Annotated in this window: 7 protein-coding genes; 1 reads left to right on the plus strand and 6 read right to left on the minus strand. The window is 70.2% G+C overall.

Going from position 1 to position 11,431, the window contains the following annotated elements; translation table 11 throughout:
* The 6 genes from AC08OV_RS20340 to AC08OV_RS20365 all read right to left on the minus strand — a co-directional run.
* The coding region (locus AC08OV_RS20340) for a TIR domain-containing protein (RefSeq protein WP_476620124.1) at positions 1–2,303 on the minus strand (2,303 nt) is incomplete at its 3' end.
* 50 nt (positions 2,304–2,353) lie between these two features.
* Positions 2,354–2,677 carry an NAD(P)(+) transhydrogenase (Re/Si-specific) subunit beta gene (locus tag AC08OV_RS20345; RefSeq protein WP_476614815.1) on the minus strand — a complete coding sequence of 108 codons (324 nt, stop codon included), beginning with the start codon at positions 2,675–2,677 and terminating at the stop codon, positions 2,354–2,356.
* Complete coding sequence (locus tag AC08OV_RS20350; RefSeq protein ID WP_476614814.1) at positions 2,623–4,110, minus strand: zinc-dependent alcohol dehydrogenase; 1,488 nt, start codon at positions 4,108–4,110, stop codon at positions 2,623–2,625. Before AC08OV_RS20350 ends, AC08OV_RS20345 begins: the two co-directional genes overlap by 55 nt.
* Positions 4,111–4,195: 85 nt before the next feature.
* A complete protein-coding gene (locus AC08OV_RS20355; RefSeq protein ID WP_476614813.1) occupies positions 4,196–5,716 on the minus strand; it encodes an aldehyde dehydrogenase family protein in 1,521 nt (506 codons plus the stop codon).
* A 318-nt stretch (positions 5,717–6,034) separates the two neighbouring features.
* Complete coding sequence (locus AC08OV_RS20360) at positions 6,035–6,736, minus strand: AMIN-like domain-containing (lipo)protein (RefSeq protein ID WP_476614812.1); 702 nt, start codon at positions 6,734–6,736, stop codon at positions 6,035–6,037.
* Positions 6,737–6,897: 161 nt separating this feature from the next.
* The gene (locus AC08OV_RS20365) at positions 6,898–10,149 is read right to left on the minus strand and encodes an ADP-ribosylglycohydrolase family protein (RefSeq protein ID WP_476614811.1); all 3,252 of its coding nucleotides are present in this window, start codon (positions 10,147–10,149) and stop codon (positions 6,898–6,900) included.
* 359 nt (positions 10,150–10,508) lie between these two features.
* On the opposite strand from AC08OV_RS20365, the gene AC08OV_RS20370 reads away from it, so the two are divergent.
* Positions 10,509–11,431 (plus strand): NAD-binding protein (locus tag AC08OV_RS20370; protein WP_476620125.1); only part of this gene is annotated, 923 nt, incomplete at its 3' end.

Consider the following 11,431-nt stretch of genomic DNA (forward strand, 5'->3'; position numbering starts at 1 on the left):
GTCCCGTCGGCTCCGGCGGAGGCGAGCAGGATCTGTCCGTCGGGTAGGGGCAGTGCCGTCAGCGCGGACACCCAGCCGGTGTGGCCGGTGAGGGTGCGGTGACTGTTCCCCGCCCACATGGCCCGTTTTGGATGCCAGGGTTCGTCCACGAGGGATGCGGCATGGTCGGCGAGGGTGTCGGCGCGCACCTTGCGGGCGGACACTTCGATCCACCGTAGATGCGATGCGTGGTCCTCGCCGTGGCCGGCGGCCAGTTCCAGGGCGGCAAGTGCCGCCTTTCCCTCCACCGTGGTCAGGTGTCGCCGCTGCCGCAGCAGGGACGGCACGCCGACATGTAGCCCAAATTCCGGATCGTGGAGGAGGTCGTCGAGCCGGCCACCGGCGAGGGCGGCATGTTCGGCGAGGTAGGTCCGGGTGTAGCGGCCTGCCGCCGCCCAGTCCCGCCGGCCGACCGGACCGGCGGGTGTCAGGGATGCGCTGATCCGGCTGTGGGCGGCGCGGGTGGCGGCGGCGAGGTCGTAGGCGAGTTCGCGTAGCCCGTCGTCGTCGCTGTCGTGCAGGGACAGCCCGTCGCAGAAGTCGCGCAGGCTTTGATGCCGCGGCAGATACCGGTCCGGGTCGCCGCCGCGGCGTACCGCCAGGAACGGTTTCAACATCCCCCGCAGCATGCCGCGCGTGACGGCGGGGGGAACCCCGGCCCAGGTGGCGATCTGCCCGGCCGGCGTGGGTTCCCGGACCGTGGCGAGCGTGGCCAGCACCGGCAGCCCGTCGGTGTTCCATCTGTCGTCGCCGAGCTCGTCGCGCCAGCGGCGCACGTTGTCGGCGTAGTAGCCCGCCAACCCGTCCGGTAGCCGGTCGATGTCGGCCGGGGAGCGGCCGGTGTCGCGGATCTGGTCGAGGACCGACAGGGCATAGATCCATACCCCGGCGGACCGGTCCGCCAGGGTGCGGCAGAACCAGCCCGGATCCGTCCCCGTCTGCGCCAGCGGGCCGGCGAGCAGCGGGTCGTGGGCGGTGACCGCGGTCAGATAGTCCAGCAGGTCGGTCCGGTTCGCTTCGCTTTCCACGTCGATGCGTTCCACCACCCGCGACCCGGCCGGGATCGGGATCGCCTTCGGCCGGGTGGTCGCCACGATCACCGTGCCGGCGGGCAGGTTCGGCGGCAGACCCAATGGCAGATCACCCCCCGACGCGGGCGGTGCCTCATCCAGGCCGTCGACGAGCAGCACCACCGCAACACCCGGTTCGTCCCGGTCGCGGGCTTGCGCCGCCTCACACAACCGGCCGTGCAACCACCCCGTACTCTCCGCCCCCTGCGGCAGCACCCCACCCGGTGCCGCGTCGTCCAGTTTCCAGCGGGCGATGAGCTGCGCGGCCAGGTTCCGCCGCGCCGATTCCGGCACCCGCCCCTCGGCGAGGCGGGTGAAGTGCGCCGGCCACGCCCGGGTGAACGCCAGATAGGCCGCCAACGCCGACTTCCCCACGCCCGCCTCGGCCTCGACGAGCAGGAATCCACCCCGGCGCCGCTGCACACACAAGGCCAGGAACGCATCGATCTTCCCGATCAGCCGGTCCCGGCCCTGGAACAGCCCCACCGGGTTATCCGGCTCCGCCGGGTCGACGAGCCGCAGGTCACCCGGCAGCGGATCCAACCCGATCGCTGCCTGCGACAGCAGCCGGAACGGCCCCTGAAAATACCGCTGCATCACGGTGCCGTAGTTGACGCCGACCGCCTGCCTGCCACCAGGCGCGGGCACCCCGGGCCGCTCTCCGGGGAACGAGGGTTGTACCGGCATCGCCCGCATATCCGGAGGGAACGGTGGGGCGCTGTCCGGCTTCGCCCGCCCACCCGATGCCGCCAGCCTCGCCGCGCGTAGCAGCTCCGCCCGTGCCTGTTCCTCGGATTGTCCGAACAGATCGGTGGAGACCACCTGGCCGAGCAGACCCGGCCAGGGGCAGTCCGCGACCCGCATCACGAGCAGTTTGCGGTGTGTGCCGGTCGGGTCGGCGGTCCAGGCCGACTGCCATTCCGCCTGCCCGTACACCGAGCGGGTGTAGGCGTCGGACAGGACCGCGATCGTCCGGGCCGCCCGCCGGACCCCCTCGTCCATCTCGGCGACCCAGTTCGACCCGGGTACGAAGTCCCACGCCTGCACCAGCACCCGCAGCCCGGCTTCTTCCAGCGTCCAGGCGATCCACTCCGCCCACGCCCGATCCACCGCGGTGTAGGAGACGAAGAAGTCCCAGCCGTCAGCCCCCTCGCCCTCGCTCGCCGCGCCGATCACGCTGCCCCCGCCGATCACCCGACGAGTGTCCCACCCTCACCCACCGCACCACACCATCCCGGTACGACCTAGGGCTGCATCCGCATCCGCATCCCACTCCACGTGCAGCCAGGATCGCTCAGGGTACGGCCTGGTGAACCATCTGCCAAGAGGCCGAGCAGCATCATCGGACCGCCGGAGAGGCCGGAGATCGCGTTGCCGGGCCGGCGGGCCGCCGGGTTGGTCACGTCGTTGGCGCCGACGACCAGGGCGACATCGGCCTGCGCGAACTCGGGGTTGACCTCAGCCAGTTCCTTCATCTGCGGATAGGGAACGTGCGCCTCGGCCAGCAGCACGTTCATGTGGCCCGGCATTCTGCCGGCGACCGGGTGGATCGCGTAGCAGACGTCCACCCCGTGCTGCGTGAGCAGGTCGGCGAGCTCGACGACTTCATGCTGGGCCCGCGCCGCCGATCGGCAGCACCATCGTCACGCCTAAGCCCAGCGCGGCGTTCAGCAGTCGGGCGCCGCGGAACAGCACCGGCGCGCCACTGATCAGGCCCTGCAGCTTGCCGGCGGCCACCAGCGAGCCGGAGAAGGTCACCGCGCCGATGACGGCGTCGAGGCCGACGGTCACGGTGGTCTGACCGGAGGCCCCGGCCAGCCCGGCCGCGCCGCCCAACCGCACCACCTCGGCGAACGCGACGAGCGCCGCCGCCGACCGCGTTGAACACGCTGACCAGCTGCGGCATCGCGGTCATCCGCACGGTCCGCGCCGCGTACAGGCCGGCGCCGGATCCCAGGAGCACACCGATGATCAGGACGATGAGGCCGGTAGCGGTGATGACGCCGTCCCGGGCCGGGACCCTGCTGTCCAGGACCTTGTCCATGCAGGCGTTGACGTCGTCCAACTTCCGGCCGGAAGCGATCACCCTGGTCCGGCCGGCCCCGTGCAGCCGGAACACCTCGGCCAGATCGTTGCGGGTGCCGACGATCGATCCTTTGACCGTGATCCCCTTCAGGACCGTGTCGAAGATCGGGATGGACATCGTGCCATCCGCCGGCAGGGCCACGCAGACCAGCCGGCCGCCGCGCCGCAGCGACGCGAACGCCTGCTCGAACGAACGGGGCGACGCGGCGAGCGCGACCGCCACGTCGGCGCCGCCCAGCCGCTGGATGGCCTCGACCGGGTCGGCGGTCCGCGCGTTCACCACCTGGTCGGCGCCCAGTTCGGTGGCCAGCTCCAGCTTGGCCTCGGTGACGTCGACCCCGACGGTGAAACCACCCGCGATGCGGGCGTACTGCAACGCCAGGTGGCCCAGCCCGCCGATGCCGAACACGGCCACCGTCTCGGCCGGGGTCACCCCGGCTACCTTGACGGCCTTGTAGGTGGTCACGCCGGCGCAGGTCAGCGGCGCGGCGTCGAACGACGGCACATCACCGGGCACCGGCACCGCGTAGTCCGCGTCGGCCACCGCGTACTCGGCGAACGCACCGTCGATCGAGTAGCCGCTGTTGCGCTGGCTCTCGCACAGCGTCTCCCAGCCGCCGACGCAGTAGCGGCAGCGCCCGCAGGCATGACCGAGCCACGGGATCGCGACCCGGTCGTCGGTCGCGCGCCCGGTCACCCCGGCGCCCACCGCCTCGACCACGCCGACGCCCTCGTGACCCGGGACGAACGGGGGAGTCGGCTTCACCGGCCAGTCACCGCGCGCCGCGTGGATGTCGGTGTGGCACAGGCCGCTGGCCTCCATCCGCACCAGGATCTGCCCCGGCCCCGGCACCGGGACGTCCCGGTCCTCGATACGCAACGGTGCCCGGAAATCGGTGACAACTGCTGCCTTCATAACATCCTCCAGCCAGGGGAATCGTCGGTGGGAAATGCCGATGGACTCCGAAACCCTGGAATCTGAAACCCTGGAATCCGAGACCCTAGAACAGGCCGAGCGCGTTCTCGTCGTAGCTGACCAGCATGTTCTTGGTCTGGCTGTAGTGCTCCAGCATCATCCGGTGGTTTTCGCGGCCGATGCCGGACACCTTGTATCCGCCGAACGCCGCGCCCGCCGGATACTGGTGGTAGCAGTTGACCCAGACCCGGCCGGCCTTGATGCCCCGGCCCATCCGGAACTGGCGGGCACCGTCCCGCGTCCACACGCCGGCACCGAGCCCGTAAGGCGTGTCGTTGGCGATGGCCAACGCCTCGGCCTCGTCCTTGAAGGTGATGACAGCCAGTACCGGGCCGAAGATCTCCTCCTGGAAGACCCGCATCTTGTTGTGGCCCTTCAGCAGCGTCGGCTCGAAGAAGTAGCCGTTCGCGAACTCTCCGGCCAGCTGCGTCCGGTGCCCACCGGCCAGTAGTTCGGCGCCCTCAGCCAGGCCGATGTCCACGTAGGAGCCGATCTTTGACAGCTGCTGCGCGGAGACCTGCGGGCCCAGCATCGTCGCCGGGTCCAATGGGTTGCCCTGCTGGATCAGGCCGACCCGTTCCAGCGCCCGCGCCATGAACTCGTCGTAGATCGACTCCTGGATCAGCGCCCGGGACGGGCAGGTGCACACCTCGCCCTTGTTGAACGCATACAGCACCAGCCCCTCGACCGCCTTGTTCAGATAGGCGTCGTCGGCGGCCAGGACGTCCTCGAAGAAGATGTTCGGGGACTTCCCGCCCAGCTCCAGGGTGACCGGGATGATGTTCTGCGCCGCGTACTGCATCATCAGCCGGCCGGTCGTGGTCTCACCGGTGAAGCCGATCTTCGCGATCTTCGGGCTGGTGGCCAGGGCCCTGCCGACCTCGGCGCCGGGCCCGTTGACGATGTTGACGATGCCGGGCGGGATGACGTCCTGAATCACCTCGGCGAGCTTGAGGATCGACCACGGCGTCGGTGACGCCGGCTTGATCACCGAGCAGTTACCCGCGGCCAGCGCGGGCGCCAGCTTCCACGCCGCCATCAGCAGCGGGAAGTTGAAGGGGATGATCTGCCCGACCACCCCGAGCGGCTCGTGGAAGTGATAGGCGTAGGTCTTGCCGTCGATCTCGGAGATCGACCCCTCCAGGGTGCGCGCCGCCGCGGCGAAGTACCGGAAGTGGTCGGCGGCCAGCGGGATGTCGGCAGCCAGCGTCTCCCGCACCGGCTTGCCGTTCTCCCAGCTTTCCGTGACCGCGAGCATCTCCCGGTTGGCGTCGATCGCATCCGCCACCGCGGTCAGCACCTCGGCCCGCTCCGCCGGGGACGCGGCGGCCCAGGAGCCGGCGGCGGCGTGCGCCGCGTCCAGGGCGTCCTCGACATCCTCCGCCGCCGACCGCGGTATTTCACAGATCGGCTGCGCCGTGGCCGGGCTAAGGTTGGTCGAATATTTACCGGCCCGCGGCGGCAGCCACTTTCCGCCGATGAAGTTCTCGTACCGGTCCGTAACATGGACGATACTGCCTGGTTTTCCAGGTGGGACGTACGTCATGACAGCTTCCCGGTCTCCACCGGGCGGGCACGCCTTCCGACGTGCCCCGACCGGCACGTATGTTTCTCTGCCGAGGCCAAGCACCCCAGATCGCGCCAGTCCTGACAGCGGGTGCGGAAGGTCCTGACCCCCGATGCCGAACGGGCCGTTCCCGGGCCAGTGCCGGGCAGCCTAAGTTGATCATGCTGTTGTGCTGGGTTTTCGGGGTGCGGCGCGGTGTGGCTCGATGACCGGCGACGGCAAAGAGGGAACTGCCCGCGCCAGGGAAGCGCGGCAGGTCACGGGCCGAGGCCGGCCGGCAGACCTCGCCGGCAGACCTCAGGCGGCGAGGTCGATCACCACACGCGACGGGTTCGACAGTTCGAGCACCCGGAAGCCGACCCGATCGTCGACCCCCAGGCCGAAATGGACGTAGCCCTCGTAGTCGCCGGTCATCCGATACTGGACAAGCGCGGGAAGCCCGCCGCCGGCCTGCGGTGTGCGCAGCGTCGACCTGCCGGTCTCATCGTGGGCCACGGCCGGGAACAACACCACCTCCAGGAACGCCTGCCCCCGGAGCGGGACCGCAACGCCCTCGCCTGGCGACAGCACCTCGGCCACGTAACGCACCTCGTAGCCAGGGATCTGCCCTTGGAGCTCGATCGTCAGCCGATCGAAAGCCATCCCGCCGGCGACGTTGTGCGCGCTGCGCACTGCGACGACCGTCGCGTTACCGTACAGCGGATGCTCGACGCGGCGCGGTTCGCTCGACCAGACCGGCTCCCGCGGCGTCGCGGTTGTGGAAGGCGACGTCACCACCGGTCCACCCGGCGAGCGGGAGGACACGGACGGAGAAGGCGCCGGCGAGGTGCCGGACACCGATGGCTTCGACGTGGTGATGTCGGTGGAGCCGCCGCCACCGGTACCGCCGCCACCGGTACCGCCGCCACCGCCGCCACATCCCAGCAGCACGAGCAGCGCGCCCGCCAGCAGCGCCACCGCCCCGATCCATCGCCGGCCCGTTGTTGTCCGCACCTTCATGTAACTCACCTCGCCGCCCAGCTCACCTCGCCGTCCCGGGTGGCCGAAAGGGACCTTCGGCAGGGGGACGGTCGGGTTAACGTCCCCCCGAGCAGGTGAGCCGGAAGCACCACGGAGCGCCGGCACGGCTCGAACCGATGGGAGATCTGATGTGCGTGAGCTCAGCTCCCGGGGTAGCGGGTGGACCAGGCCGGGGTGGCCGCGCCGAAGGCGTCGGAGACGGTCGCGGTGTTCTCGATCTCGGTTACCAGATCGTCCGCGACCTGCCCGACCAGCTCATAGCCCGCCAGCTCCTTCAGCCAGGCTGCCGGCAGTGCCGGCTCACCCAGGGCGGCGCCAACGAGGTTCCCGCAGATCGCGCCGGTCGAGTCGCTGTCGCCGGAGTGGTTGACCGCCGCGAGCAGCGCCGTCTGCGGATCGTCGGGCGCCGCCACCGCGCAGTACACCGCGATCGCCAGCGCCTCCTCGGCGACCCAGCCGGCGCCCAGCGATTCCACGCGTTCCGCTGTGGGCGCACCGTCCGCTGCCGTTCCGAGAGCCGCCCGCAGAGCTCTGGCCACTTCCTTGCCGTCGCGTTCGGCCGACAGGCGGCCGAGGGCCGATGCGGTGGCCTGGGTGATGCTCGCGCCGTCCACCATCGCGGCGACGATCCACGCGAACGCGCCTGCGGCGAGGTACCCGGAGGGATGACCGTGGGTGAACACGGCGCATTCGACCGCATGGTCGAAGGAGGTTTCCGGGCCCCGCCGGAGCAGCCCGAACGGGGCCGAGCGCATCACCGCCCCGCACCCCTTGCTGTCGGGGTTCGCCGGCCGCGCGAGCGTGCCCATCTCGGGGCGCCCCAGCCCGGACAGGCAGGCGTTCCCCGGAGCGCGCCGGGCATACATCAGCTGCTGCGCCGCCAACCAGCCGTCCATCTCCCCGGCGGCCGGACCGGTCCGCCGCTGCGTCGTGAGCCAACGCTGGTAGGCGCGCCACAGCACCGCGGGCGGATCGGCGATGCCCCGGGAGCGGCTGCGGACCGAGGCCCGGATCAGACCCTCCACGGTAAACAGCGTCATCTGGGTGTCATCTGTAAACGGAGCGTGTACCCCGTAGGCGGCCGTGAGGCCGATGACCCCCGCCGTCCCGTACTCCCGTCGGATCTCGTCAAGCGACTGGAATTCGATTGCCGCACCGAGCGCGTCTCCCAACGCCCCGCCCAGCAGGCAGCCCCGGACCCGGTCCTGGTAGGAGAGGCCGGAGTTCGCATCGTCCGTGGGCGCCGCCGCACGCCGCTCTGATGGCCACAGGCTGACCGCGAGCCCCACGGCGGACCGGGCGGCCGGGGCGGCCAACAGACGTTCCTTGGTTCCGGCGGCGGCTCCCTGGCTCTCTTCCGGGGCTTCGAGATCGGCGGCGGCGGCTAGTTCGGCGGCGGTCATGCGTTGGCGGGCCAGTGCCCGGCCCGACCTGCTGAGAATGACACCCTCGGCGGCCAGAATCTCCCGTGGATCGTCGGTGCGTTCCGGATCGGGCCAGCGGAAGTCCGGGGAGATGGAACCGTTCAGGAGCAGGACGCGGTGGGCGTTGGAGATCCGGGCACTGGCCAGCTTGGCTCCCACCGCGACGGCGTGGGACCCGATCACCTCCGCGACGTCGGAGTAACTGGTCCAGCGGCCGGGCGGGATCGCAGCCAGTACCCGGATCATCAGGGTCCATCGCTGGTCCTGGGGTGGCGGGACCACGGACTCGTCCGGGCCGGGCCAGATCTTCACGATCCGCTCGGCGAGCGCCCGGCCGCGATTTTGGATCTCCTCCCGACCCCACCTGTCCTGACCGGCGATTTCTCGGTTCATCGCCAGCCCGCTGTCGGCCAGCAGCTTCTTCTTCTCGGTGAACTCGTGGTCGGCGAGTTTCGGATTGTAGGCGGTGAGCGTCAGATTGCCCAGAGTATGGACGAGCCTGCGGTGCAGCTCGTCGCGCGTCTCACCCTCGTGGGCATCGGCGTCGAGAACCGCTTTCCATCCCGGTCTCGCCAATGACTGGGGGAGGATGTGTTCAACCGTCAGCTTCACGCCCCAGTCGACCGGTTCGAGATGCTCGTAGTCCTCTTCCAGGCCGCGCAACACATAGGTGCGCTGAGGGCCGCGCCCGGTCCAGTAGAAGGGATTGAGCAGGACGGCTTCCTTCACAAGCTGATCGGTCGGGAACTTCTTACGCGGGCCGGAGAGAACCCGCGTGATCGCGGCGGCGGTCGGCGTCTGGTCGCCGAGCTCCTTGACGAGCGACATGAGGATGCGGTTGCTGTTGGCGCTCGCGATGCCGACCAGCATCCGCCGCACCAGGTAGCTCTCCACCACCCGGAGTGCCGCGGCGGCCTCGGTGGCGTCGAGACGGTCATTCGCATGCGCGATCAGCACGTGTAGGACGGTCGGCCGGACGACGTCCGCCCCCCACCGGCGCAGCCGGTGTAGGGCCTGCCGCAGGACCGGGTCCTCCTCCCGGTCCGGATCGAGAATCCGGCTGAACAGCAGGGCCTTCGCATGCAGCTCGGAGATCCACCGCTCGATGGCGTCCTCGTCCGGCAGCGTCTGGAGATACTGCCGCTGCGACTGGTACACGGCCTCCTTGGTGGCACGGTCGTCGCCGCGGAGCACGAGGTCGAGCCAGACCAGATCCTCCAGTCTGTCACCAAGCAGTTCCTGGAGTGGGAACCACCGCCAGTCGTACACCCGGTCCGCTCGGGTGGGTAGCCGCATGAACAGGTAGTTGCGCAGCAGGTCCGCCTGGGTGAGCCGGCGGCCGGTGTGGTTGAGCGATTCGAAGATGCGGTAGACGTCGTCGTCGACATGCGCGGCGATCTCCACGATTGCGAGCTGACCGACCATGGCCTGCTCGATCAGTGCTGCATCCAGCGGGTCGTCGGCGTCGCGCAACGCGGCGAGTTCCTTGCGGAAGAACTGGTATGCGTCGCCAATCCCGGCCCGGCCTCCTGCCTCCGGCGACTGCTCGACGAGAGCGGTCCAGGCGGTCCGGTCGGCTCGCGTCGGTAGCAGGGTGTAACGTTCGGTTCCGGCCGCGTACCTGTTCATGAGGTACAGATCGTCGATCTTCGCCGCGAGCATCTGATCGTCATCTCGGACATGATCGCGGATCGCGCAGAGCAGGATGCTCAGCGCCGTCAGCCGTTGCTGACCGTCCACCACCAGCCAGATCGCCACTCCGGCTGGCGTCGTCGACGGGCTCGGCGCGAGAACCAGCGAACCTAGGAAGTGCGTTGCCGCTGGACCGGCGGCGGCCACGCTCGTGATGTCGGCCCAGAGTTGCCGCAGGTTGGCGCGTTCCCAGCTGTAGGGGCGTTGATACAACGGGACGACATACTGGCACTGACCCTGGAGGAGTTCACCCAGAGTAGTTTCGTTCGCCTTCACTGCCGCTCTCCGCCCTGCCTGTTTAGCCGAATCCGAACCGTTTTGCCACTCACCGTCGGAAAAGACTATCGGAGGCGGCGGATCCGCCCACCGGGTCCGTGCCTGGCCGTCGCCGCGGGCCGGCATGAGAAACTGGCGGCCGCGGACGAATCCCCATACCCCAGGTCAGCGCGGTGCCTGTTCCTCCCGTGGCGCGCCCGATCCCGGCCGGGTCCGGCGAGGACCGGCCAGGTGCCCACGGCGCTGCGGCGCCACGGCGTGCCGAGCGGTGTTGATCGGCCCCGGACCGATTCGGTTGAGGATGGTCCGGTCGAGGCATGAGTGGGACGGGACCGGTCCGGCGTGCTGGAGGGGGTGGCATGGCAGCGGGTTCTGGAAGTTCCGGCGCGACCGGAGGCAATGGCACCGTCGATGGTCATGGTGCCCTCGATGGGCATGGCGTCCTCAGCGGGCATGGCGTCCTCAGCGGGCATGGCGCCGTCAACGGTCAGGGAGGTTCGGGTGCCTTCGGTGGTTCGGGTGGTTCCGACCCGTCGGGTCACGTCATTGTCTGCGGGCTGAGCAACCTGGGGCTCCGGCTCGCCGAACAGCTCCGGGCGTCGGGTGTGACGGTGGTGGCCATCGACGATCGGGTCGCCCCCGCCACCCGGCGCAGGGTGGAGCGGTGGGGCGTGCGGGTCCTGGTGGAGAGTACCCGTGGCGCCGGGGCGCTGCGCGAGGCCGGCATCGCCGCGGCGCTCGCGGTCGTGTCCTGTCACGAGACGGACCTCGACAACCTGGGCACAGCGCTGGTCGCGGCCGAGACGGCCCCCGGTGTCCGGCTCGTCGTGGCCATCAGTAACCGCCAGCTCGGCGACCAGCTCGCGGACGCGCTCAGCCAGGTCCGGGTGCTGAACCGGGCCGAGCTCGCGGGGCCGAGCTTCGTCGAGGCGTGCGTCCGCTCGGACGTGACGCACGCCTTCCCGATGGACGAACGGTCCGATGCCGAGGTCTTCGCGGTGATCGAGGAGTCGATCATAGGCCGGCATGCCTTCCGGGCCCGCTATGGCGATCTGACCCCGATCTCGCTGCGCCGCGCGGGGGAGCGCCTCCCCGAGCTCTGCCCGCCCCGCGACGTCTCGCTGCGCCCCGGCGACCGGCTGACGCTCCTCGGGCGGCTGTCGGAGTTCCATGAGCGGGGCATGACGGTCGCGGGCCTGCACGACGCGCGGCTGTTCGCCGCGCTGGCCGGTGGCTCGGCCGATCATGGCGATCCCGGCGAGCCCCGGGGGGTCCCGGGGGG

It is taken from the genome of Frankia sp. CeTa3Moorea, from assembly GCF_978021225.1.

Coding starts and splice junctions, on each gene's coding strand:
- AC08OV_RS20350 (WP_476614814.1), bottom strand. CDS start 4,110: ATGAAGGCAGCAGTTGTCACCGATTTCCGGGCACCGTTGCGTATCGAG.
- AC08OV_RS20355 (WP_476614813.1), bottom strand. CDS start 5,716: ATGACGTACGTCCCACCTGGAAAACCAGGCAGTATCGTCCATGTTACG.
- AC08OV_RS20360 (WP_476614812.1), bottom strand. CDS start 6,736: ATGAAGGTGCGGACAACAACGGGCCGGCGATGGATCGGGGCGGTGGCG.